The 22,093-nt window shown below is 71.1% G+C and carries 20 protein-coding genes and 1 pseudogene; 11 read left to right on the top strand and 10 right to left on the bottom strand.

The window, feature by feature from the left end:
• Positions 1 to 218 (top strand): annotated as a pseudogene (locus OO71_RS52765) (transposase); the annotation flags it as partial.
• A 4-nt stretch (positions 219 to 222) separates the two neighbouring features.
• Here the strand turns inward: OO71_RS52765 and OO71_RS43105 are convergent.
• On the bottom strand, positions 223 to 555 hold the full coding sequence (locus tag OO71_RS43105) for a hypothetical protein (RefSeq protein WP_033295871.1): 333 nt from the start codon (positions 553 to 555) through the stop codon (positions 223 to 225).
• 59 nt (positions 556 to 614) lie between these two features.
• Here OO71_RS43105 and OO71_RS43100 point away from each other — a divergent pair, with 59 nt between their 5' ends.
• Positions 615 to 1,337 (top strand): mycothiol-dependent nitroreductase Rv2466c family protein, encoded by a 723-nt coding sequence (locus tag OO71_RS43100; RefSeq protein ID WP_033295870.1) that lies wholly within the window; start codon positions 615 to 617, stop codon positions 1,335 to 1,337.
• Positions 1,338 to 1,353: 16 nt separating this feature from the next.
• Here OO71_RS43100 and OO71_RS43095 read toward each other — a convergent pair whose 3' ends face one another.
• Positions 1,354 to 2,202 (bottom strand): sigma-70 family RNA polymerase sigma factor, encoded by an 849-nt coding sequence (locus tag OO71_RS43095; protein ID WP_033295869.1) that lies wholly within the window; start codon positions 2,200 to 2,202, stop codon positions 1,354 to 1,356.
• Between the two features lie 71 nt (positions 2,203 to 2,273).
• Between OO71_RS43095 and OO71_RS43090 the strand changes: the two genes are divergently transcribed.
• Positions 2,274 to 2,957 (top strand): FMN-dependent NADH-azoreductase, encoded by a 684-nt coding sequence (locus OO71_RS43090; RefSeq protein WP_245633965.1) that lies wholly within the window; start codon positions 2,274 to 2,276, stop codon positions 2,955 to 2,957.
• A gap of 48 nt (positions 2,958 to 3,005) precedes the next feature.
• On the opposite strand, the gene OO71_RS43085 is transcribed toward OO71_RS43090, so the two are convergent.
• Positions 3,006 to 5,690 (bottom strand): glycoside hydrolase family 3 protein, encoded by a 2,685-nt coding sequence (locus OO71_RS43085; protein ID WP_033295868.1) that lies wholly within the window; start codon positions 5,688 to 5,690, stop codon positions 3,006 to 3,008.
• A gap of 209 nt (positions 5,691 to 5,899) precedes the next feature.
• Between OO71_RS43085 and OO71_RS43080 the strand changes: the two genes are divergently transcribed.
• The 4 genes from OO71_RS43080 (at position 5,900) to OO71_RS43065 (ending at position 9,840) form a co-directional block, all read left to right on the top strand.
• Positions 5,900 to 6,643 carry a dienelactone hydrolase family protein gene (locus OO71_RS43080; RefSeq protein ID WP_033295867.1) on the top strand — a complete coding sequence of 248 codons (744 nt, stop codon included), beginning with the start codon at positions 5,900 to 5,902 and terminating at the stop codon, positions 6,641 to 6,643.
• A gap of 968 nt (positions 6,644 to 7,611) precedes the next feature.
• Positions 7,612 to 7,944 carry a hypothetical protein gene (locus tag OO71_RS43075; RefSeq protein WP_033295882.1) on the top strand — a complete coding sequence of 111 codons (333 nt, stop codon included), beginning with the start codon at positions 7,612 to 7,614 and terminating at the stop codon, positions 7,942 to 7,944.
• A gap of 11 nt (positions 7,945 to 7,955) precedes the next feature.
• Entirely contained in the window at positions 7,956 to 8,600 is a 645-nt protein-coding gene (locus tag OO71_RS43070; RefSeq protein WP_033295881.1) for a phosphate signaling complex PhoU family protein, read from the top strand.
• A 256-nt stretch (positions 8,601 to 8,856) separates the two neighbouring features.
• Complete coding sequence (locus tag OO71_RS43065) at positions 8,857 to 9,840, top strand: tetratricopeptide repeat protein (RefSeq protein ID WP_156096840.1); 984 nt, start codon at positions 8,857 to 8,859, stop codon at positions 9,838 to 9,840.
• A gap of 452 nt (positions 9,841 to 10,292) precedes the next feature.
• Here the strand turns inward: OO71_RS43065 and OO71_RS52760 are convergent, their stop codons facing one another.
• Both OO71_RS52760 and OO71_RS43055 read right to left on the bottom strand, forming a co-directional pair.
• Positions 10,293 to 11,252: a phosphatase PAP2 family protein gene (locus tag OO71_RS52760; protein WP_084145697.1), complete on the bottom strand. Its 960-nt coding sequence runs from the start codon at positions 11,250 to 11,252 to the stop codon at positions 10,293 to 10,295.
• A gap of 104 nt (positions 11,253 to 11,356) precedes the next feature.
• Positions 11,357 to 11,737, bottom strand: coding sequence for a winged helix-turn-helix transcriptional regulator (locus OO71_RS43055; RefSeq protein ID WP_033295865.1), 381 nt, complete (start codon positions 11,735 to 11,737; stop codon positions 11,357 to 11,359).
• Positions 11,738 to 11,834: 97 nt separating this feature from the next.
• Between OO71_RS43055 and OO71_RS43050 the strand changes: the two genes are divergently transcribed.
• Both OO71_RS43050 and OO71_RS43045 read left to right on the top strand, forming a co-directional pair.
• Positions 11,835 to 12,662 (top strand): alpha/beta fold hydrolase, encoded by an 828-nt coding sequence (locus OO71_RS43050; RefSeq protein WP_033295864.1) that lies wholly within the window; start codon positions 11,835 to 11,837, stop codon positions 12,660 to 12,662.
• Positions 12,653 to 13,765 carry a hypothetical protein gene (locus OO71_RS43045; protein WP_033295863.1) on the top strand — a complete coding sequence of 371 codons (1,113 nt, stop codon included), beginning with the start codon at positions 12,653 to 12,655 and terminating at the stop codon, positions 13,763 to 13,765. Before OO71_RS43050 ends, OO71_RS43045 begins: the two co-directional genes overlap by 10 nt.
• On the opposite strand, the gene OO71_RS43040 is transcribed toward OO71_RS43045, so the two are convergent.
• Positions 13,690 to 14,682, bottom strand: a complete 993-nt coding sequence (locus tag OO71_RS43040) for a DMT family transporter (RefSeq protein ID WP_033295862.1) — start codon at positions 14,680 to 14,682, stop codon at positions 13,690 to 13,692. The two genes, OO71_RS43045 and OO71_RS43040, sit on opposite strands and share 76 nt — an antisense overlap.
• A gap of 92 nt (positions 14,683 to 14,774) precedes the next feature.
• Between OO71_RS43040 and OO71_RS43035 the strand changes: the two genes are divergently transcribed.
• Positions 14,775 to 15,665, top strand: a complete 891-nt coding sequence (locus tag OO71_RS43035) for a LysR family transcriptional regulator (protein WP_425388750.1) — start codon at positions 14,775 to 14,777, stop codon at positions 15,663 to 15,665.
• A gap of 107 nt (positions 15,666 to 15,772) precedes the next feature.
• Positions 15,773 to 17,095, top strand: a complete 1,323-nt coding sequence (locus tag OO71_RS43030) for an FAD-binding oxidoreductase (protein ID WP_156096839.1) — start codon at positions 15,773 to 15,775, stop codon at positions 17,093 to 17,095.
• Between the two features lie 3 nt (positions 17,096 to 17,098).
• Here the strand turns inward: OO71_RS43030 and OO71_RS43025 are convergent, their stop codons facing one another.
• The 4 genes from OO71_RS43025 to OO71_RS43010 all read right to left on the bottom strand — a co-directional run bounded on the left by OO71_RS43025 (position 17,099) and on the right by OO71_RS43010 (position 22,066).
• Positions 17,099 to 18,013 carry an alpha/beta hydrolase gene (locus OO71_RS43025; RefSeq protein ID WP_033295859.1) on the bottom strand — a complete coding sequence of 305 codons (915 nt, stop codon included), beginning with the start codon at positions 18,011 to 18,013 and terminating at the stop codon, positions 17,099 to 17,101.
• Positions 18,014 to 18,025: 12 nt separating this feature from the next.
• Positions 18,026 to 19,333 (bottom strand): amidohydrolase family protein, encoded by a 1,308-nt coding sequence (locus tag OO71_RS43020; RefSeq protein ID WP_033295858.1) that lies wholly within the window; start codon positions 19,331 to 19,333, stop codon positions 18,026 to 18,028.
• Positions 19,333 to 20,850 (bottom strand): FAD-dependent oxidoreductase, encoded by a 1,518-nt coding sequence (locus tag OO71_RS43015; RefSeq protein WP_051793086.1) that lies wholly within the window; start codon positions 20,848 to 20,850, stop codon positions 19,333 to 19,335. Before OO71_RS43015 ends, OO71_RS43020 begins: the two co-directional genes overlap by 1 nt.
• 184 nt (positions 20,851 to 21,034) lie before the next feature.
• Positions 21,035 to 22,066, bottom strand: coding sequence for a maleylacetate reductase (locus tag OO71_RS43010; protein WP_245633964.1), 1,032 nt, complete (start codon positions 22,064 to 22,066; stop codon positions 21,035 to 21,037).
• Positions 22,067 to 22,093 lie beyond the last annotated feature (27 nt).

Here is a 22,093-nt window from a genome sequence, read left to right as displayed (position 1 = left end):
CTGGTCCGAGCCCGCGGCATCACCCCGCTGATCGCCCGCCGCGGCGTCGAACACGGTTCCGGTCTGGGCAAGATTCGCTGGCCAGCCGAACGCACCTTCGCCTGGCTCAAAAGTTCCGCAGATTACGCATCCGCACCGAACGCCGAGCCCACATCCACCAAGCCATCCACAGCCTCGCTTGCTCGATCATCTGCCTACGCAAACTCATTCAGAACTGATCTCTTAGGCCTGCCAGTCGCCGACGCCGTGCCATGCCCGCTGAAGTTCGCGGGCGGTGACGAAGTGCCAGTTGAGCACCTCGTAGTAGACGTCCTGCATGAGCCCCAGGCCGCCGCGGGAGTTGAGCAGCTCGCCGATCTTGCGGGCGCGTGGGTTGTCGAGATAGCCGGATTCGTAGCCCATGTCGATCAGCTCCCGGACCAGGGGGTCGAGCTGGCCGGGCGGGGTACGGGCCGCCTCGCGCCGGTCGGCTGCCTGGGCCTGGTACCTCACGAGGATGGACTGGTTGCGTTCGGCGCGCTTCCGGCGGCGCCGCTCCTTGAAGTCGCGGAACATGCGCGTCACCCTAGTGGCGCGCATTCGGGACGGGTCCCGAGCGGAAGTAGGGTGACGGCATGGCCGAGCTGAACTTCTACTTCGATCCCGTGTGCCCGTTCGCGTGGATGACCAGCAAATGGGTCCGCCAGGTCGCCCGGCAGCGCGAGTACGTCGTGGACTGGCGGTTCATCTCGCTGCGCCTGCTCAACGCGCACCTCGACTACGCCACCCACTTTCCGCCCGAGTACGAGGCTTCGCACACCTCCGGCTTGCGGCTGCTGCGGCTGGCTGCGGCGGTACGGGCGGACCAGGGGCGCGAAGCGGTGGGTCCGCTGTACGAAGCCTTGGGGGAGCGGAACTTCGAGCGCGGACCGGTCGAGGACACGCCAGATGCACGCGCGGCGCACAGCACCCGCGAAGCGGCGGAGACGGCGTTGTCCCGCGCCGGATTGCCCAGCGCGCTCGCCACTGCGGTCGACGACGAGAAGTGGGACGTCGAGATCCAGCGCGAGACCGACGAAGCACTTTCGTTGACCGGTAAGGACGTCGGTACGCCGATCCTGCATTTCCAGCCGCCGGAAGGGGTTGCCTTCTTCGGGCCGGTGATCAGCCGTCTGCCGTCCGACGAGGACGCCGTGCGGCTGTGGGACCACGTGGTCGGGCTCGCCGCGTTCCCCGGCTTCGCCGAACTGAAGCGGAGCCTGCGGGAAATGCCGCAGCTGCCGTCGTTCGGCGTCGCGGCGGGCGAGGCCGGTCGCGAACAGGACTGGCACGGCGGCAGCCGACGGCTCAAGAAGTAGCTTCCTGTATAACGGCCTATACGGCGGGGCTCGCGATGTCGATGCGCGCCAGCTGCTCCGGAGCCACGATCACTTCATACGCCTGGAGGAGACCAGCTTCCACCCGGATCTTGAGCACCCCGACGAGGCGCCCGGCCGGGGCGAGGACCAGCCCGATGTCGCCGTCGATCAGGGCGATCTCGGCGGTCTGGGCACGGACGGCGAAAAGGGCGGTACCACGCGCGACCTCGTCCGCGCCTCGCAGCACGGCGGCGGCACCCGGGGGTAGCAGGGCGGGATCAGTGTGCCGGACGACGTCCGGGGCGAGCACGGTGAGCAGCGTCGCCATGTCGCCGCCGCGTGCGGCCGCCAGGAACGCGGCCACCACTTCCCGATGCTCGGCCAGTTCCTTCTCCGGCACTGCGGGCACGCCGCGCACCCGCAGCCGGGCGCGGCTGGCGAGCTTCTTCGCGGTGGCCGGGGTGCGGTCGAGGATCGGGCCGACGTCGTCGAACGGCACCGAGAACAGGTCGTGCAGCACGAAGGCGACGCGTTCGGCCGGGGCGAGCCGGTCGAGTACCACCAGCAGCGCCCGGCCGACCTCCCCGGCGAGCACGACCTCGTCCTCCGGCGCGTGGCCCGCGACAGTGTCGGGGACCTGCTCGACGGGGGTTTCCCGGCGGGCGCGCAGCACGTCGAGGCACAGCCGGGACACCACCGTGGTGAGCCAGCCGCCGAGGTTGCCGATGCTTTTCGTGCCGACGAGCCGGAGCCATGCCTCTTGCACAGCGTCCTCGGCCTCGGCCGCGGAGCCCAGCATGCGGTAGGCCAGCGCGTGCAGCCGCGGGCGCTCGTCCTCGAAGCGGCGCGCGAGTGCGTCGTCCATCGGTCACCTTTTCCCGTCTCGATCCGTCATGGGAGTGCCGGCCCGAAGACCAGGACGAGGAAAGGAACCGGATGACCGACATGCTAGCGCCCCTGCTGCACGTGGATTCGAGCGCCGACCGCGAGGAATCGGTGAGCAGGCAGCTGGGTGCGCTGTTCGTGGCCGAATGGCGTCGCGGCGGCGGTACGGTGCGCCACCGCGACGTCTCCGCCGAGCCGGTGCCGCCGCTGCGTGCGGGGTACGCGAGGCTCGGGCGGCGGGTGGAACGCAAGGGCGTGCTGTCGCTCGCCGACATCGCGACGCTCATCGCCGACGACGAGGAACGGCGCGAGTGGGACCTGACGTTGCCGCTGGTCACCGAGGTCCTGGCGGCGCGGACGGTGCTGCTGGCGGTGCCGATGTACAACTTCGGCGTACCCGCGACGCTCAAGGCGTGGATCGACCGGATCACGTTCCCGGGCGTGTTCGTCGACCCGGCGACCGGCCGGAAACTGCTGGCGGTCAAGGACTTCGTGGTGGTGAACGCCCGCGGCGGCGCTTATGGCCCGGGCACGCCGCGCGCGGGGTTCGACTTCCAGGAGTCGTACCTGCGGGTCTATCTGGAGGACAAGGGTGTTTCACCGGATCGGCTGACATTTGTCTCGGCTGAGCTGACCCGGGTCGGCGACATCCCGGCGCTGGACGGGCTCGAGGACCTGGCCGCCTCGTCGCTCTCCGCAGCCAGGTCCCGCCTGCTGGCCTTGGCAAATCCGTGAAGGGAACCATCACGGAAGCTGATTCCGTGATGGTTCCCTTCACGGACCTCAGCCGGTGAGATCCGCACACTTGCGGGCGTCCGGATCCTTGGCCCCGCCGGGCGACCACCGCACATTCGCGAACGACGCGGAGAACGGGCCGTCGGTGTAGACCAGGAACGGCGTGTTGACGCTCTCGAAGTCCAGCCCGTTCGCGAAGCAGGCCAACGGGATCTTCACCGTCGACTTCTGCCCGGCGGGCAGGCCGCCGAACAGCTTCGTGGCGTTGACCTCGGAGAAGCACGGGTAGACGCAGTGCATGCTCACCACCGTCCGGTTCACCGGCGGGGAATGCACGATCACGTCGAACTCCAGCGCGCCGTCCGCGTTGAGGTACCCGCGCAGGTCGTCGGTGGCACCGGGATGCTGGGAGTAGATCTGCGCGGCGCCCTTGCCGGTCCACGTCGCCTTGAGACCGTCGGCCTGCACGTTGACGTCGGACGGCACCACGGTGATCTCCGCATGCGCGGCGGTGCCGTCGGGGCCGATTTCGGTGCCGCCCCAGTTCTCGGCCGACCCGATGAAACTCTTGTACGGCGCGATGTCGACGCGGTCGTGGATCGGCAGGTCCTCGGTCGCGGTACCGCCACCGCCGGTGGACCCGCAGCGCGCCGGGCCTTCGGTCTCGTCGAGCTTGCCGACGGTGGTGCGCTGGCTCGAGGTGAGGCCGTAGCCCAGCGCGAACAGCGGGTCGTACCCAGGGCTCCACGGGTTGAGCGGCGACTGGCACGCGCTCTTCGGCCACGAGTACGACAGCTTGCCGTGATAGCCGCCGCGGTCCTTGCCCCGGACGAGCATGTCCGCCACGCCGCCGCCCTCGGTGCCGGGCAGCCACGCGGCGACGAAGGCGTCAGAGCGGTTGAGCTCCTTGTTGACGTACAGCGGACGGCCGCTCACGTACACGGTCACCACCGGCGTGCCCTTGCCGCTGACCTTGTCGAGCACTGCCAGATCCTCGGGGTACAGCCTTGCTGCTTCGAGGCTCTTGCGCTGCAGGTCGCCGACGCCTTCCGCGTACGGCGTTTCGCCGATCACTGCGATGACGGCGTCGTAGCCCTTCGGGTCGGCGGTGCCGGTGGGGTCGAAGGTGACGTCGGCGAGGTCCTCCTTGAGCCCGGCGAGGATCGAGGTGGCGCCGGGGAAGTCCGCGTTGGTGTTGCCGGTGCCCTGCCAGCTGAGCGTCCAGCCGCCGGACTGGTTCGGGATGCTGTCCGCGCTCTTGCCGACCACGAGCACTTTCGCGGTGCGGGACAAGGGAAGCACGTTGCCGTTGTTCTTGAGCAGCGTCTGCGATTTGCGGACGGCTTCGCGGGCGAGCGTCTTGTCGGTGAGCGCGCCGGGCGAACCGGCGTACCAGCGTTGTGACGGTTTGCGCTCCTCGAACAGCCCGGCGCGCATCTTCACGCGCAGGATCCGCGTGACGGCGTCGTCGATGCGGGACATCGGGATCTCGCCGCCGCGTACCTGCGCGACGGTGTTGGTGATGAAGGCCTTCCAGTCGTTGGGGACCATCACCAGGTCGATCCCGGCGTTGATCGCGCGCGGGCAGCTTGCGGTGGTGCAGCCGGGGACCTGGCCGATGCCGTTCCAGTCGGACACGACCAGGCCGTCGAAGCCCATCTTGCCCTTGAGGATCTGGTTGAGTGCCTTGTCGCTGCCGTGGAGCTTGCCCTCGGTGATGCCGAGGTCGGGATTGGTCCAGCTGTTGAACGACACCATCACCGTCTGGGACCCGGCCGCGAGCGCGCCGTAGTAGCCCTGGCCGTGCACGTTGATCATCTGGGCCTCGGACGCCGCGGTCACGCCCTGGTCCTGGCCTTTCGTAGTGCCGCCGTCGCCGATGAAATGCTTGGCGGTACCGATCACGCCGTTCGGGCCGATGCGCAGCCGCGCGCCGGCTTGCAGGCCGTTGATCGCCTCGTAGCCGTACGCGCGCGTGATCCGCGGGTCCTCGGAGAAGCCTTCGTACGTGCGGCCCCAGCGGTCGTCCTGCACGACGGCGAGCGTGGGGGCGAAGGCCCAGTCCTGTCCCGTTGCGCGGATCTGCCGGGCGGTGGCGCTTTCGACGTCACGGACGAGGCACGGGTCGTGTGCCGCACCGAGGCCGATGTTCTGCGGGAAGACCGTGGCGCCGTAGACGTTGTTGTTGCCGTGCACGGCATCGATGCCCCAAATTACCGGGATCTTTGCCCGGGTTGCCGTTGCGGCGTCCCAATAGGAGTCGGCGAGCGTGAGCCAGTCCTGCTGGGTGGCGTGCTTGTTCCCGCCGGGCCACGAGCCGCCGCCATTGAGGACCGAGCCGATGGCGTACTGGGTCACCTCGGCCGGGGTGATCGCGGCGATCTCGGGCTGGGTCATCTGCCCGACTTTTTCCTCGAGCGACATCCCGGAGACGATGCGTTTGATGCGCCATTCGTCGACCGGGTTGCCGATCATCGCGCTGCGGACTTTGGGCCAGTCCGGCAGGATGGGCAGGGAGTTTTCGATGCGGGCGCAGCCGTTGCGGTCGAGTGCGGGGCGGCCGATCTCGGGCTGACGCGCGGGTGCGGCGTGCGCGGGTGCGGCGTGCGCGGGTGCGGCGTGCGCGGGTGCGGCGTGCGCGGTGGCGGGGAGGAGCCCGGCGAGGACGACGAGGGCGGCCACGACGGCTCGGGCTCTGGTCCGGGTGCTGGCTTCGGGTGGTCTGCTGGCCATCGACAGTCCGTTTCTGCAGCGGGCGGGACTACGCGATCCTCGGGCGATCTTGTCGGGACGCGGCGGATGTCGTCAATCCGCCCAGTGCACTAATTTGCCTCTCGAATTAAGGCGTGAACTCCCGGTGGCGGCCGCGTGGGCGCGGAAGTTGTCGGTGGGCGGGGATAGATTGGGCCGGTACGGATGACGAGCGACGGAGGACAAAGCGGATGCGCAAGGAAAAGGTGGACGTCCCGGCCGCCGACGGCATCGCCGACGCATACCTGGCCGTGCCGGACGGCGGGCCGCATCCCGGGGTGCTGCTGTTCCCGGACGCGTTCGGCCTGCGGCCGCGGATCGAGGAGATGGCCGACCGGATCGCGGACGCCGGGTACGCGGTACTGGCGCCGAACCTGCTGTACCGCGGCGGGCGGTGCCCGCAGATCGACCTGACCGCACTGGCCGACCCGGACCGCCGCGGCGACGTCTTCGGCACGCTGATGCCGTTGATCCAGGGCCTGGACACCGCCGCGATCACCCGCGACGCGGAGAAGTACCTGGACTACCTGGCCGCGCAGGAGGGGGTCGCCGAGGGTCCGGTGGTGATCACCGGGTACTGCATGGGCGGCACGAACGCATTGCGCGTGATCACGGCACTGCCGGACCGGGTGAAGGCAATCGCGTCCTTCCACGGCGGCCGCCTCGCGACGGACGAGCCGGACAGCCCGCACCGCCGCGTGGGTGCCATCACGGGTGAGGTGTATTTCGGCCACGCAGACCAGGATCCGTCGATGGACGCGGACCACATCAAGACATTGGAACACGCCCTGGACGAGGTAGGAGTGCCATACCGATCCGAGGTATACGAAGGCGCCTCCCACGGCTACACGATGACCGACACGGCGGCATACCACGAGGAGGGGGAGAAGCGGCATTGGGAGAACTTGTTCGCCCTGCTGGAACGGGTACGCTGACGCTGCTTGCGTCCACTGTGGACTGACGTGGGTGGTCTGATCCAGCGGTCTGATCCGGGGCTCTGGTCCGGTGGTCCGGTGGTCCGGTCCGGTCCGGTGCCGTGGGCGGGTGCGGGTGGGAGGTACGGGCGGAGCGGGCAGCATTGTCGGGCGCGGGAATGCTCGCCACGCACCTCCCTGGTGGCCTGGTGTGCCGACGACGCGCCGGGCGCGGCCCCGTCGCGGGCCGCGCCGCAGTCGCGGGCCGCGCGAGCCGCAGCCCCGCGGGCGGAGCGGGCGGCATTGTCGGGCAGGGGAATGCTCGCCACGCACCTCCCTGGTGGCCTGGTGTGCCGACGACGCGCCGGGCGCGCCCCCGTCGCGGGCCGCGCCGCAGTCGCAGGCCGGGCGAGCCGCAGCCGTCAGTCGTCAGCAGTCGTCAGCAGTCGTCAGCAGTCGTCAGCAGTCGTCAGCCGCCATTAGCAGCGGCCCAGCCTGAGCCGGATGCCGCGGCTCAGCCGGAGGCCGCGGCTTCAGCGCAGGTCCCCTCCGCTGCGCGACCGCAACGGCAGGTGCACCGATCAGCCCGCGCACCAGGTCCACACGGCACGAAAGGGCCCCATCGCCTGCGCGTCCTCAGCAGTCCGGTTGCCTGGCAAACTCCAGCCAGACCTCACTCCGGGACTGGGTCTCGCCACAGCAGCCAGGCGCCAACGAGCCCGGCCGCGGGCAGTCGGGCCGCCGTATCCGCCAGCGGGCACGGGAGCCGCACCAGGACGAGCGTCCGGCCACCGCGGGACGCAGTGAACTGCCGTATGGAGGGGCCGGGACGGTGACCCGTCCGGGTGCGGGCGACGGTGCCGGTCCGAAGGGCCGATCGGCATGCGGTGGTGACCCGCGAGCACGGGCTCATCACGGATACGCCACGGGACGCGCCCGTGCGCCGGGGCCTGCGCGCGGGATTCGGGGTGGACGTTTACGCTGGTCGCATGGCCGATGGTGCGCTGTGTCGCGAGCCGGTGGAGCTGTCCGGGCGGGAGCGGTCGGTCCTGCGGACCGTGGCGGTTCGCGGGATGGAGTCCGAGCTGTTCTGCGAGCTCGAGGCCGGACACGGCCATGAGCATGCGGCCCCCGTCGCCGGGGGGATGTGGTTGCGGTGGTGGCCCGGCCGCCGGGTGCTGGAGGCGCGGGCCGCCTGCGGGGCGCAGTCCGACGAAGGCGCTGCCTGCCGGGTCCTCGGCGGGCACGAGGGCAGCCACAGCTTCGACCTCGCCGAGCCGCTCTTCCCGGCCGACGCCGGATGGTCCGGCGCCCGCAGGTAGAGTCGGCCGACATGCGCGAAGGCTTCCAGGACGACCTGAAACGTCTCGACGGGCGTCTGGCGGCTATGGCCGAGACAGCTGCCGAGGCGATGCGGCGGGCCACCCAGGCCCTGCTGACGGTCGACCTTCCCCTCGCCGAGCAGGTCATCAGCGGCGACGCCGACCTCGACGCCCAGCGCTCCGCCTGCGAGGACGAGGCATATTCGCTGCTCGCCCTGCAGGCACCGGTCGCGGGGGACCTGCGCGGGGTGCTCGCCGCGGTCTACTGCGCGGAGAAACTCGAGCGGATGGGCGACCTCGCCGCGCACGTCGCGGGTGCGGCCCGGCGCGGGCACCCCGAGCCGACGGTGCCCGCCGATCTGGAGCCGCTGTTCACGGAATTGGGTGAAGTCACGTCGCGGATGGCGGACCGCCTGGCCGATCTCGTCCACGGCGAAGCCCGCGGCGGTTACGCAGAACTGAGCCGTGCCGACGAGACCGTCGACGCCCTGCATGCCCGAGTCATGGCCACGATCACCGCTCCCGAATGGGACCGCGGCCAGCAGACCGCGGTGGCGTTGACGCTGCTTACCCGGTTTTACGAACGCTTCGCCGACCAGGCGGTCTCGGTCGCGAAACGCCTGGAATTCGCCGCGACGGGCGACCTGCCCGGCTGACCTTCGGGTGTTCCCGCTGGTAGTGGCGTCGCCGGGAGAAGTCGGCCAGCCGGTCGATGCTCGGATTCACGAGCCGCTGGGGGTTCCGCGCCGTTCGGTGGTTTCCGTCCTGAAAGGGACCGTGACGCTGAGCGGGCGAAGCGGAGCCGGGGTGGGATGTGTCGCCGCTTGCGGTATTTGCCCGGGCGAGTGCGGGTTCGTCGACCTGCTGGCGGCGGTGGGACTGGTCCCGGCACGGATGTGGTGTGCTGGCCAGATGAGCGCAGGAGGGTTCGGCGGCTGGTGGCGGCGGTTGTTCGGGACGCGGCGGGGGGTGCCGAGCCGTCTTCACCCGCGTCAGCAGGACGTCGAGGAGATGCTCCAGCGCCCGGGCGTCGAGGAAGCGGCGCTCGCCGGGTTCCGGGAGGCCGACGAGCGGGGCGACGCAGGCGCCGCCAACGATCTGGGCGTGCTGCTCGGGCGGCGCGGCGACCGGGAGGGCGAGCTGGCTGCCTACCGGCGGGCCGACGAGCGTGGCGATGGCATGGGGGCCAAAAATCTGGGCAATGCGCTCTGGCAGCGCGGCGACGAAGCCGGCGCACTGGCTGCCTTCCTGCGAGCGGACGAGCGCGGTGTGGACTCGGCCTATGGTGCCGTGCGCGCGTTGGTGAAGAAATCGAAGGACAAGGAAGGCGTACTCGCTGCGTTTCGGCGGGCCGACGAGGCGGGCGACGGAGATGCCGCGCGCACTCTGGGAATGCTGCTGGAAGCGGTCGGCGACCGCGACGGCGCCATGGCTGCGTACGGGCGGGCCGACGATCGGGGTCACGCTCGCGGAGCCGCCGACCGGGGTCGATTGCTGGCGTTGAGCGGCGACGAGGCTGGTGCGCTGGCGGCGAACGTCCGGGCCGATGCCCGCGGAGACGGCCTGGGTGCCGCCAACCTGGGTGCGACGCTGTCGCAGCAGGGAGACGACGAGGGCGCGCTGGCGGCGCTGCGCCGGGCGGACGAGCGCGGCGACGGCCACGGTTCCGCCCTGCTCGGCATCCTGCTCCAGCAGCAAGGGGACGACGAGGGCGCCCTGGCCGCGTACCGGCGGGCCGACGACCGCGGTGACGCGCAAGGCGCCAACAACGTGGGCCTGTACCTGTACCTGCAAGGTGACGTCGACGGCGCGCTGGCGGCGTTGCGCCGGGCGGAGGAGCGTGGCTTTGCCCAGGCCGCCCAGAACGCGCGCGTGATCCTGAGCCGCCGCCGTTGACGGGCGGGTGACCCGATCACGGACCTGGTGGTATCGCCCGGTGAGCAGCCAGGCACAACCGGGGTACGGGCCGGTGCCGGGCAGATCGGCGGGGCGCACCGGCGCGGGGCTGATCCAAGTCTGGCCAGGGACCGCTCGTCGTTTCGGGTCCGGGTGGGGCAGCGGGTGTGAGTGGTTGATGCGGGTTCTGCCCGGGGCCGGTTGTCGCTTGGTGGGGCGGATCGGCGGGGCGCGCGGGTATGAATGGTTGATGCAGGTTCTGCCCGGGCCGGTTGTCGCTTGGTGGGGCGGATCGGCGGGGCGCGCGGGTGTGAGTGGTTGATGCGGGTTCTGCCCGGCGTGGGTTGGTGGGCTGGGCAGATCGGCGGCGCTGCCGGGCGGGGCGGCTGATGCGAGCCCTGCCCGGCGTCGGCTGTGGATTCGGTGCGTCCGGCCGGATCGGAACCCGCCGGTCAGTGGCTCGGCGGTGCTTGCCGAGGCAGGGCTTGCCTGGTGGGCGGGCGTGGAGCCGACCGGGCTGGCTGCGGTGCGGCGCGGCGTACCGCAGCCGGACGCGTCGACGCCGAGTTCGCCGGGCGGGTGGCGGGCGTTCCGGAAGGGCGGGCCGGTGCTGGGCCGGGCGGGCCTGGCAGCGGTGGGGAAGACGGTGGTGGGGAAGACGTTCCAGTGCCAGAGATGCGAGCGGCAGGCGTCGAGCGGCTGTGTGGGGCGGGAGATGGCCGGGCGGTGGACGTGGCGGCAATCCGGCGCGGGTGGGGTTCTCCGGGGCGGCGCTGGGCCAGCAGGACGGTCGGCTGCTCGCCGCGCGGGGCGGGGGCGCCCAGCAGGCCGAACGGGACCCGTCCGGCGAGGGAGCGCACGATGGTCGTCGCGGGGGAGAGGGCGTAAAGCTGTAGCAGGCAGGCGATTCCGGCGCCGAGGGCGAGGCCGATGAGGACGTCGTGCGGGTAGTGTGCGCCGACGAAAACTCGCGAAAAGCCCATCAGCGCGGCGAAAACTGCCAGCCACGGCGCGCCCCGGCGCCAGGCGAACGCGGCGCCCAGTGCGGCTGCGGCGGCGATCGTCGAGTGATTGCTCGGGAAGGACCAGTCACCCGGGGGCGGGCATTTGCCCACGATGGCCGTGACGGGCAGGCCGCGGCACGGGCGTTGTTCGTGCACGAAGGCCTTCACCAGCTCGCTCAGCCCGTACGCCAGCACCGTGCCGATCGGGACCAGCAAGGCGGCGGCCATCCGTTCCGGGCCGCCCGGACGCGCGCGCCACCACAGCCACGCGAACAGCGGGACCACGAGAACCAGCCCGTACGACGTGTATGCCAGCATCAGCGCCTGCACCCAGCCGGGCATCGCCACGCCGAAGGCCGTGATCGCGTCGTACGTTCCGCTGCCCGAACCGCCGGCCGTACTCGGCATGCCGCCCCTCCCCGGCCGGTCCAGTTCGCCTGGTGGCCATCTCGTGTTCACCCCTGAGACAACGAGGGTACCGAGAAGGGACGGCATCCGGCCGGAGGGCGGGGTCAGGGGGCAGCGCTGTCCGCGATCTGGTTCGCGTGGTCCACCTCGGCCATGTGCTCTTCGGCCCACCTCCGCAGCGCGGCCAGCGCGCCTTCGAGCGACGCGCCCAGCGGAGTCAGCCGGTAGTGCACCCGCGGCGGCACCGACGCCTCGACCCGCCGCGCGACCAGCCCGTCGCGGACCAGGCTGTGCAGCGTCACCGACAGCATCTTCTGCGACACGCCCGGCACGCGCCGCCGGAGGTCGGCGAACCGGACTTCCCCCGGGGTGGCCTCGGCGAGGACCTTCACCGTCATCGACGTCCATTTCGTGCCGATCCGGTCGAGCAGCCGCCGCGTGGGGCAGGCCGGGTCGAAGAGATCGCCGCGGGCGGAGGGGGTCACCTCGGGCTCACCACCTGTCGGGAAAGTGCCTTCTTGGCGGCACGATGAGAGTTACCTACCGTGTCCTGGTAACCAATGGTAACCACGGGAGGGGCGAATGGTCGAGGTCAACGGGCTCAACGCGACCGTCGCAGGAACCGGACCGGCGCTGGTACTGCTGCACGGGTTCCCGCATACCTGGCAGCTCTGGAGCGAGGTCGTCCCACCGCTCGCCGAGCATTACCGGGTGATCGCGCCGGACCTGCGCGGGCTGGGCGCGAGCAGCCGTCCGGAAGGCGCATCACACGCACAGGCAGTCGCCGACGACATCGACACGCTGCTCGACGCGCTCGGCGAACCCACCGCCGCGGTGGCCGCGATCGATCTCGCCGTGCCGGGGGCGTTGCTGTTCGCCTTGACGAAGCCGGAGCGGGTACGCCGCATCGTCCTGATGGAATCGCTGGCCGGACGGCTGCCCGGCGCGGAGGAGTTCCTCGCCGGTGGCCCGCCGTGGTGGTTCGGGTTCCATGCGCAACCCGGGCTGGCCGAGACTGTCCTCAGTGGACACGAGGCGGAGTACGTCGGCTGGTTCATCGACCAAGGCACGCACGGCCGCGGCATTTCGCCTGCGGTACAAAGGGCTTTCGCCGACGCATACACCGGCCCGGACGCGCTCCGCCGCGCTTTCGCCTACTACCGCGCACTGCCGGAAAGCGCCCGGCAGATCGCCGAAGCCGCGCAGAAGCGGCTGAGTGTCCCGGCGATGGCGATCGGCGCGCACCCGGTCGGCGATGCGCTGGAGCGGCAGCTGCGCCCGATCGCCGACGACCTCACCGGGCACGTCATCCCGGACTGCGGCCACCTGATCCCGCTCGACCGGCCGGAGGAACTGCTGGATCTGCTGCTGCCGTTCCTGTCCCGGGACATACTGGCAGGGTGTCGCTGACCTCGGAGCTCGCCGACCCGGCCGGGAAACTCGCGCGCTGGTGTGCGCGGGTCTTCACCGGTACCGCCGCGGCCGCGCGCCGGGTGGAGGACGCGGCAAGCGGGGTACGGCCGGTCCGGCCGGCGCTCGCCCGCCCGCCGCGTCAGCACTGGGCCGAGATCGGCGGCGCGTTCGGACAGCGGATCGCCGACCTCGTACAGGCCGCGCCGCCGTACTACGCCCTGCTCGGCATGGTCCGCGCGCAGTGGGTCAGCGGCGGGTGGGCGCACGCGCAGGCGGCGAGGTACCCGACACACGCCGACCTGCCGAAGGAGTACCAGGCTCGCGCGCTCGGCATCCGCCCCGCCGCGACGACCTGGCTCGACCTCGGCGACGGCCTGCCCGACCTCGAACCGGTCCCGGGCGCGCCGGAGCTGTGGGGTGACCTGCTGGAGCGCGCCCGCCGCTACCAGGAGCGCTACGCCCCACCCGGCGTGCTCGGGGAACCGGGCGCGGAGGCCGGGCTCGCGCGTACCGGCTGGGTGCTGTCCGCCTGCGAGGACATCTACCGTTCCGGCCGCATCGACCCGCGGCTGGCGCGGGTGGTCGACGGTGGCGGGACGGTGCCGGACCTGCGCGCCCTGCCCGGCGACGACCAGGTCGCCGAACTCGTCGAACTCGCGAAATGCTTGCACGAGCGCGGTGCGCTCTGGGAACTGCGCCGGCTCGCCGGTGCACCGCCGGAAGGCGGCCCGCTCGGGATCGCCGGGCCGAGCATCGTCCCCGGCTGGGCGGACGGCGACGTGCTGCTGGGCCCGCCCGGCCTCGCCACCGCGACCCTCGTGGACGTGAAGACCGTGCTCACCGTCGGCGATCCGGCGCGGGCCGGACGCTGGCTGTGGCAGATCCTGCTGTACGCGTGGCTCGACGTCGCCGACCTGTACCGCATCCGCGCCGTCGGGCTGCTGCTCGCCCGGCACGGGAAGCTGGTGTGCTGGCCGGTGGAGGAGCTCGCCGCGGAGCTGCTCGGCGGCGTCGACCTGGTGGATCATCGCCGGGACGAGTTCCGGGACCTGGCCCGCGGGCTGCTCGATTCGGTGGGGCTGACGCTGGCCGACGGCTGATCCGGTGCGCCCCGTCCGGCGAAACACACCGCGGCGAGCACGACGACACATCCGGTCAGCTGCAGCATGCTCGGCTGCTCGCCGAGCAGGAGGAACCCGAAGGCGACCGCGCCGACCGGCTGGAGCAGCATCAGTGTCGCACCGGTGGAGGCGGCCAGCCGCGGCAGCGCACCGGCGATCAGCAGCCAGCCGACGACCTGCCCGACGAGGGCGAGGGCGAGGAACCAGCCGAACGACGGGAGACTGGGCGTCAGGTTGAGCCGGTGGAACGGCAGGCCGAGCGCCACCGCGACACCGCCCGCGGACACCGTGGCGAGCGTCAGGGAGCGGGCCTGGGTCGAGGGGCTGCTGCTGATCCGCAGCAGGAGCAGGTAGGTCGAGTAGCCACCACCGGCGGCGAGCGCGAAAAGCGTGCCGAGCAACGGGTTCGACCCGGTGACCGACCCGCCGACGAGCCCACCGGCCAGCACGATCCCGCCGATCAGCGCCGGCGCGATGAACTTGAACCGGCGTTCGGGCCGTTCCTTGAGGAAGACCAGCGCCAGCAGCGGGACGATCACGACCTGCACCGACAGCAGCATCGTCGCGACCCCGGCGCCGACGAGCGGGATCGCCTCGCCCCACAGCACGAAGTCGAGCCCGAGGCCGAGCCCGGCCAGCAGCGGCAGCAGGATTTTCACCCGGACGCCGGTGCGCTTGGCCTCGCCGCGGGCCAGCACGGCGAGCAGCGGCAGGGCGAAGAGACAGCGCCAGAACGCGCTCGTGGCACCGCTTTCCCCGGACACTTTGATGAAGATCGACGACAGGGCGATGCACAGGCTGCCCGCGCCGGCGAGCAGGCGGGCGTCGGCCCGGGCGGTGAGGGTCGCGACCGGGCCCGGTGCAGCCGGGCGGGAGGGAAGCTCGAGGGTGGTCATGGCTTCTATCGTCGGGGCGCTGACTGCCAAGGACAAGTGAATGTTCCTGCGGGAAATGCGGTAGCATCACTACCGTGTTCAGTGTGGATCGGATGCGTGCCCTGCACGCGGTGGCGCACCACGGGTCGGTCGCCGGAGCGGCGGCGGCGCTGCACGTCACGCCGTCGGGCGTGTCGCAGCAGCTGGCGAAGCTGGAGCGGGAAGCGGGGCTGGAGCTGCTCGAACCGCGTGGCCGCAGCGTGCGGCTCACGCGCGCCGGGCAGGTGCTCGTCGCGCACGCCGAGCGGGTGCTGGCGCAGCTGGCCGAAGCACGCACGGATCTAGAACGGATGCGCGAGGACGTGTTCGGGCCGTTGCGGATGGGCGCGATCTCCACGTGTGTGCACGCGCTGATCCCGCCCGCGCTCGCAACGCTCACCGAACAGCATCCGCGCCTGGAGGTGCACCTCGGCGAGGGCGAGGCCGAAACCACGCTCCCGCAGGTGGTCGCGGGTGATCTGGACCTGGCCGTCGTCGAGAGCTGGGCCGACCGGCCCACCGTCGTGCCGCCGGGGACCACGCAGGTCACGCTGTTCTCCGACGTCGCCGACCTCGTCCTGCCCGCCGGGCACCGGCTCGCGCACCGCCGCAGCGTCGATCTCGCGGAGGTCGACGACGTGTCGTGGATCAGCTGGACCCCCGGTCCCGGCTGTTACGAGTGGATGGTGCAGGTGCTTCGCACGCAGGAGCTGGAGCCCCGGATCCGGTGCACCGTCGGGAGTTACGCAACGCAGATGGCGCTCGTTGCGGGCAACGTCGGCGCCGCGCTCATTCCCCGGCTGGCTCGCGGGCCGTTGCCGGACGGCGTCCGCGTCCTGGCCACCCGGCCGGTGCTGGACCGCACGATTCTCGCGGTCTGCCGGGCCGGGGAGGAACCGCATGGTGGAGTTCGGGCGGCGTTGGACGCGTTGCGGGATGCGTCGGCCGGGTACGTGGCGCGCTGAGCTTTCCCGGGCACGATCCTTGCCCGTGCGGCCACGCACGCAAGCCGTGCAATTCGGGCGTACCTACAGTCGGAATGGCGAGATCACCGGAAATGGGGAGCCGAAACTTGACCGCCGAAAATGCTGTTGCGGAACTGCTGCGCGCGGGCCTGGCTGCGGACCAGGTCCACACCACTGGTCCCGGGTACGACACCGCCGTGGCGCTGTGGAACGGCGCCGCTGTGCAGAAACCGGCCGTGGTGGTGGAATGCCGGAGCACCGCGGACGTGCAAGCTGCCGTCCGGGGTGCCCGGGAAGCCGGGCTGCCGCTGTCCGTCCGGGGCGGCGGCCACGACTGGGCCGGACGCGCGCTCGCCGACGGCGGCATCACGCTCGACCTCCGGCCGTTGGACAGCGTCGTGATCGATGCCGAGCGGCTGACCGCGGTCGTCGGCGGCGGTGCGCGGGCCAACGACCTGCTCGGCGCGGCCGGGAAACACGGGCTGACGCCGATCACCGGGGCCATCGGCGCGGTCGGCGTCACCGGGCTCGTGCTCGGCGGCGGATACGGCCCGCTCAGCGGGAAATACGGGCTGGCCGCGGACAATCTGCTCGGCGCCGAGGTCGTCCTCGCCGACGGGACGGTGGTACGGGCCGACGCCGGGAACGAACCGGACCTGTGGTGGGCGCTGCGCGGCGGCGGCGGGAACTTCGGCGTGGTCACGTCGCTGGAGCTGCGGCTGCATGCGGTACCGCAGATCACCACCGGCATGATCCTGTACCCGATCGCCGACGCAGCCGGGGTTTTCGCGCGGCTGGCCGAGGTACAGGCAACCGGACCGGACGAGCTCACCGTGCAGAGCGGCGTCGTGAGTGCGCCCGACGGTTCGCCGTCCGTGCTCGTCTGGCCGACGTGGTGCGGCCCCGCCGACCCGGACGGCCTGGCCGCCCGGCTCGGCACGCCGCTGCTCTCGACGGTGGCGCCGGTCGAATCGTACGCCGCCGAAATCGCCGGCCGCGATCCGATGTTCCCGAACGGCCTGTCGATCGTCATCCGCACCCGCTCGCTCGCGAAGTACACGCCGGACATCGCCGAAGTCCTGGTGGCGCAAACGGAAAAGCGCACGTCGCCGCAGTCGTCGCTGTCGGTGCACCACTTCCACGGCGCGGCTGCCCGCGTCCCGGTGGCGGACACGCCGTTCGGGCTGCGGGAGAACCACCTGATGGTCGAGGTGATCGGGATGGGCCCGGACACCGACGACCGCCCGTGGGCCGACGCGACCTCGGCGGCGCTGGCCCCGCACGCCCTGCCCGGCGGGTACGCGAACCTGCTCGGCCCGGACGTCCCGGACCAGGTGGCGGACGCGTACGGGCCGAACGCGGCGCGGTTGCGGGAGATCAAGCAGCGGTTCGACCCGGATGGCGTGTTCTCCGCGATTCCGCTGCCCTGAGGGTCATAGGAGGGCCTGGAACTCCTCGGTCAGTTCGGTGACCGCGGCTTCGGCGGCCGGGGACAGGCCGGGCATGCCGAAGAACGGGTGGATCAGCCCGGGGTAGACCCGCAACGCGGCCGGAACGCCAGCGTGGAGAAGCGCTGCCGCGTAAGCGATTCCGTCATCCCGGAGCGGGTCGAACCCGGACACGCCGATGACGGCCGGGGCCACGCCGGACAGGTCGGCGAGGGCCGGGGACACGCGGGGGTCGTCGACTTCGTTGGCGGGCAAATAGAACTTCTGGATCACTGCCAGGTCTTCGCGGGTGAGGAAGTAGCCGTCGGAGTTCTGGGCGAGGGACGGGAAACTTGCGGCGAAGTTCGTCACCGGCGACGCCAGCAGCTGGGCCGCCACCGGGATTCCGGCGTCGCGGGCGGCGATTGCCGTCACCGCAGCGAGGTTGGCGCCGGAGCTTTCGCCCGCGAGACCGATCCGGGACGGGGCGCCGCCGAGGTCGTCGATGAACTCGACGGTCCAGCGCAGGGCAGCGAGGGCATCGTCGACCGCGGCGGGGAACGGGTTTTCCGGGGCCAGCCGGTAGTCGACGGACACCACGCACGCGCCGAGGTCGTGCGCGAGCCGCCGCGCGACGTCCTGCATCAGGTGCGCGCTGCCCATCGTGAAGCCGCCGGGGTGGAAGTACAGCACGGTGGGCACCGGGCCGTCGGCGAGCGGGTGGACGACCTTCACCGGCACCGAACCGGCCGCGATGTCTTCGACGCTCTTGACCGGGGCAAACGCGGCCGGGTCCCAGCCGCTCTCGATCGCGTCGCGCATTCGCGACCGCATTTCCTCCGGCGTACCGGCGAACCCGGGCGGGGCACCGGCGGACCGGAGCATGGACAGGAAACCGGCAATGGACGGGTCGAGCTGCATGGGATCCTTTCGTCAGCCGAGGAGACGGCGGTGGGAGGCGGACGCGAGGGTGCGCGCCCTGGCCAGGTCGCCGGTGAGGACGCCGCCGCGTTTGCGGACGACGCCGTCGACGAGAACCGTGTCGACGTTCCCGGGGTGCGCCGAACTGACCACCGCGGCCACGGGATCGGTCACCGGGAAGAGGTTCGAGTCGGTGGCCCTGAGCAGCACGACGTCCGCGCGCTTGCCGGGGCTCAGGCTGCCGACCCGGTCACCGAGACCGAGCGTGTCCGCACCGCCCTGCGTGGCCAGGCGGAACACGTCCGCGACCCCAAACGCAGGCAGGTCGTGCTGCGTACGCCGTTCGGCGAGCTGGCTGCGATGGGCGACGAGGCCGACGCGCATTTGCGTGAACAGGTCAGCCGCGCCGAAGGTTTCGGTGTCGCTGCTGAGCCCGGCGGTGATGCCGAACGCGCGCACGCGGTCGATCGGCGTGTGCCCGATGCCCGGCATGCCCTGTTCGTGTTGCGGCGCAAGGGCAATCGACGCGCCATGGGCGGCGATCAGCTCGAACTCGACGTTGCTCGATTCACTGCAGTGCACGAAGGTCAGGTCCGGCCCGAGCAGCCCGGCCTTCTCCAGCTGTGCGATCGCCGCCATCGCGCCGAAGTCCGGTCCGCAGCCCATGTGGATGGACGTGCGGATGCCGAGTTCGCGCGCCATGGCGAGGTCGGCGCTGGTCGCGTCCAGCGTGGACAGTTCGGGGCCGCGGGCGGCGAGCTGGAGCGTGACCAGGGCATGGTCGTCGGAGAGCAGGTCGTGCCGGATGCGCCGGACGTCGGAGGTGTGCGGCCGGGAGCTGCCGCCGATCCACTCCGGCAGGTCGGTGAGCGGCCAGCCGTGGCCGAAAACTGCGCGGATACCGGAGTCCTGCAGGGCGGCAATGGCCTGGTCGCTGTGCGCGGGGGAGTTCTGCACGTGCGACCAGTCCATCAGCGTGGTCGTCCCGGCGTCGAGCGCGGACAGCGCGCCGAGCAGGTTGCCCGCGTACACGTCCTCGGGCCGGTATTGCGCGCCGAGGCGGCCGAACATTTCGCCGAAGTAGGTCCGCAGGTCGAGCTCGGTGCAGCGGTGCCGGACCGCGGACTGCCAGGTGTGCTTGTGCGTGTCGACGAAACCGGGGAGCACGAGCATGCCGGTCGCGTCGAGGATTTCCGCGCCTTCCCGATCCAGCTGCGGCCCGACCGCGGTGATCCGGCCGTCCTCGATCAGCACATCGCAGGCTTCCTGGGTACCGAGTGCCGGGTCGCCGGTGACGACGTGCCCGTTGGTGATGAGCATCACGGCGCGACCACCACAGCCGGTTCGGGGTGGCCGATCGCGGTGCGGTAAGCCGTCAGTACCTCGTCGTCGCTCGCCCTGATGTTCCAGGCGCGGGCGACATACGCGTCCGGCCGGATCAGGACGGTGGCGGCGCCGTCGAGCTCGCGGGGGAGCGGCGTATCTGCCGTCGCGATGGTGATCGCGCCCGGGAGGGTCCGCGGCATCTCGGCGCTCTGCGTGTCGACCAGGACGAAACCGGCCTTCCGCGCGACCTCCGCGTAGCTGGTGCCAGGTGAGGTGAGCCGGAAATCGCTGATCCGGGTGCCGTCCGCGATGTGCGGATCGGTTTCGCGGTGATACGACGTGCCGAAGCCGCTCAGCCGGTCGCGCAGGATGGCGTTGACCTCGGGGATCGGGATGAGCTCGCGTTCGGTGAAGTCTTTGAGCGCCAGGCCGCCTGCGGAGAAGTCGAAATGCAGTGTGCACTGCGCGGCGACGTCGGCCATCAGCGCGGTGAGCACGGGATGCCGCTCGTCGTGGTAGGTGTCGAGGAACGCGTCCGGCGCGCGACCAGTGGTGACCCAGCCGAGCTTCCAGCCGAGGTTGAACGCGTCCTGGATGCAGTAGTTCATGCCGATGCCGCTCGCCGGGTAGTGCACTCGGGTCGCCTCGCCGACGAGGAGCACCCGGTTGCTGCGGAATGCGGGCACCATCCGGTGGGCATCGCCGTAGCGCGACAGCCATTTCGCCGATTTCACCCCGAAATCGGTGCCGAACACCAGCCGCAGGCTCTCCTGGACCTCCGGAATGGTCGCCGGTTCGGTCTTGGACACGTGCCGCCGGTGCTCCGCGACGATGATGAACCGGGTGATGCCGTGGCCGAACGGGTACGCCAGCACCCAGCCGTGCTCATTGCGCCGCATCTGCATCGACGCCTGCCACGGGAACGACAGCTCCGCGTCCACCGCCACCGCGGTCATCTCGGTTTTGCGCCCCTCGAACGGGATTCCCGCCGCTGCCCGGACCTTGCTGCGTGAACCGTCCGCCCCGATGAGGTAGGAAGCTTCGACCTCGACGGTCGCGCCCCTGGTGTCCTGCGCGGTCACCGTGACGCGGTCGCCGTTTTCGGTGTGCGAGAGGTAGGTGACGCCGTGGCGGATGTCCGCGCCCTGCTCGACTGCCCACTCCTCCAGCAGGTGCTCGGTGGTCATCTGCGGCAGGATCAGCGCGTACGGGAACTTGCTGTCCAGCTGGTCGTAGCGCAGTCCGGGCAGACCAGCGTACATGTACAGCGGCACTTCGAAGTCCGGCCGCCACTTCGCGGCTGCCGCGCGGAACTGGTCCATCCGGCCGCGCACATCGAGCAGCTCCAGCACCCGCGGCTGGATCACGCCGGCGCGCGAGTGGGTGTCTTCGGTGCGCTGTTCCAGCACGACCACGCGGGCCCCGGCGCGGGCGGCCTCGGCGGCGGTCGTGAGGCCGGCCGGGCCGCCGCCGATCACGACGACGTCGGCGGGTGGGGTGCGGTTCGGCATGGGCTGTCCTCCACGGTGAAGATGCCGGAGAGCGGTCAGGTGTCCGCGACGGTCACCTGACCGTCGCGGAGAAGAATGCTGGTTGCCGGTGGGGCCCTCAACCGAGGTGTTCAATGGATGGACCGTGCGTTTTCGATTCGGGGCCGTGTCCATTGCGGAACGGCCGGGAACCCGCAGCGCGCGATCAGGTGATCGGCGGACGTCCAGCCCAGGCTTCGTGCAGCAGTGCTTCCACTCCATCTCGGGTGACCGGGGCCGGATTGGCGTACGGGTCGGCAATCACTTCCGCCGTCACGCGGTCCACATCGGACTCCGCCATGCCGAGTTCACCGAGCGAACGGGGCAGGCCGAGCAGGCCCGCGGTTTCCCAGAGCCGTCCGGCCGGATCGCTGCATTCCCACGCCCGGGACAGGGCTCGGATCGCCTCCGGCGCGGATTTCTGGTTGTAGGCAAGGACATGCGGGAGCACCACCGCGTGAGTGGGCGCGTGCGGAAGGCCCAGCGTGCCGCCTAGGACGTGACATAGCTTGTGGTGCAATGACATCGTGGTCGCGCCGAGGCAGGCGCCGCAGAGCCAGGATGCGTAGAGGGCTTTGCTTCGAGCATCCACATTGGACCCGTCTGCGGCCACTTCGGGTAGCGCTTCGATCATCGCGCGCGCGGCTTCTTCGGCCATCAGCGAGACAATCGGTGACCGGTCGGGTGCGTAGAGGGCTTCGACGGCGTGCGCGACGGCGTTGAACCCGCTGGTGAGGGAGAGCGGAATCGGGAGGGAGAGGGTGAGTTCCGGGTCGTAGAGCACGCTGACCGGGCGTACCCGTGGATCGCGGCCGGTGCGCTTCCGGCCGTCCTCGGTGAGGCCCCACACCGGCGTCATCTCGGAACCGGCATAGGTGGTGGGGACCGCAAGTATCGGGAGATCGTGCTTGAGCGCAATGGCTTTGCCCAGCCCGATGGCGGACCCACCGCCGACCGCGACGCAGCTGTCGGCCCCGAGCTCGGCAGCGCGGTCGCGGGCCAGCTGCGCGATTTCGACCGGGACGTGCATGCGGGCCTCGGCCAGTACTCCGGCCGAACGTTCGCCCAGCGCCTGGGCAATCGTCTGTCCAGTGTGGACTTGTTCGAGGGAGCAGAGCACCAGGGCACGACGGAGGCCGAGGTCGGTGAGCTCGTCGGACAGCCTTGCGACGACACCGGGTCCGAAGTGGACTCGCATCGGCGGGGCATGGTAGGTGAAGGGGGC

The sequence above is a fragment of the Amycolatopsis jejuensis genome (assembly GCF_000717335.1).
Classification (GTDB): Bacteria; Actinomycetota; Actinomycetes; order Mycobacteriales; family Pseudonocardiaceae; genus Amycolatopsis; species Amycolatopsis jejuensis.
Note: the sequence above shows the minus strand (reverse complement) of the source record. Positions and strands in the feature narration are given on the sequence as shown.

Coding starts and splice junctions, on each gene's coding strand:
- OO71_RS43085 (WP_033295868.1), bottom strand. CDS start 5,690: ATGGCCAGCAGACCACCCGAAGCCAGCACCCGGACCAGAGCCCGAGCC.
- OO71_RS43025 (WP_033295859.1), bottom strand. CDS start 18,013: ATGCAGCTCGACCCGTCCATTGCCGGTTTCCTGTCCATGCTCCGGTCC.
- OO71_RS43080 (WP_033295867.1), top strand. CDS start 5,900: ATGCGCAAGGAAAAGGTGGACGTCCCGGCCGCCGACGGCATCGCCGAC.
- OO71_RS43090 (WP_245633965.1), top strand. CDS start 2,274: ATGACCGACATGCTAGCGCCCCTGCTGCACGTGGATTCGAGCGCCGAC.
- OO71_RS43020 (WP_033295858.1), bottom strand. CDS start 19,333: ATGCTCATCACCAACGGGCACGTCGTCACCGGCGACCCGGCACTCGGT.
- OO71_RS43035 (WP_425388750.1), top strand. CDS start 14,775: ATGCGTGCCCTGCACGCGGTGGCGCACCACGGGTCGGTCGCCGGAGCG.
- OO71_RS43095 (WP_033295869.1), bottom strand. CDS start 2,202: ATGGACGACGCACTCGCGCGCCGCTTCGAGGACGAGCGCCCGCGGCTG.
- OO71_RS43015 (WP_051793086.1), bottom strand. CDS start 20,850: ATGCCGAACCGCACCCCACCCGCCGACGTCGTCGTGATCGGCGGCGGC.
- OO71_RS43050 (WP_033295864.1), top strand. CDS start 11,835: ATGGTCGAGGTCAACGGGCTCAACGCGACCGTCGCAGGAACCGGACCG.
- OO71_RS43010 (WP_245633964.1), bottom strand. CDS start 22,066: ATGCGAGTCCACTTCGGACCCGGTGTCGTCGCAAGGCTGTCCGACGAG.
- OO71_RS43100 (WP_033295870.1), top strand. CDS start 615: ATGGCCGAGCTGAACTTCTACTTCGATCCCGTGTGCCCGTTCGCGTGG.
- OO71_RS43070 (WP_033295881.1), top strand. CDS start 7,956: ATGCGCGAAGGCTTCCAGGACGACCTGAAACGTCTCGACGGGCGTCTG.
- OO71_RS43105 (WP_033295871.1), bottom strand. CDS start 555: ATGTTCCGCGACTTCAAGGAGCGGCGCCGCCGGAAGCGCGCCGAACGC.
- OO71_RS43040 (WP_033295862.1), bottom strand. CDS start 14,682: ATGACCACCCTCGAGCTTCCCTCCCGCCCGGCTGCACCGGGCCCGGTC.
- OO71_RS43075 (WP_033295882.1), top strand. CDS start 7,612: ATGGCCGATGGTGCGCTGTGTCGCGAGCCGGTGGAGCTGTCCGGGCGG.
- OO71_RS43065 (WP_156096840.1), top strand. CDS start 8,857: ATGAGCGCAGGAGGGTTCGGCGGCTGGTGGCGGCGGTTGTTCGGGACG.
- OO71_RS52760 (WP_084145697.1), bottom strand. CDS start 11,252: ATGCCGAGTACGGCCGGCGGTTCGGGCAGCGGAACGTACGACGCGATC.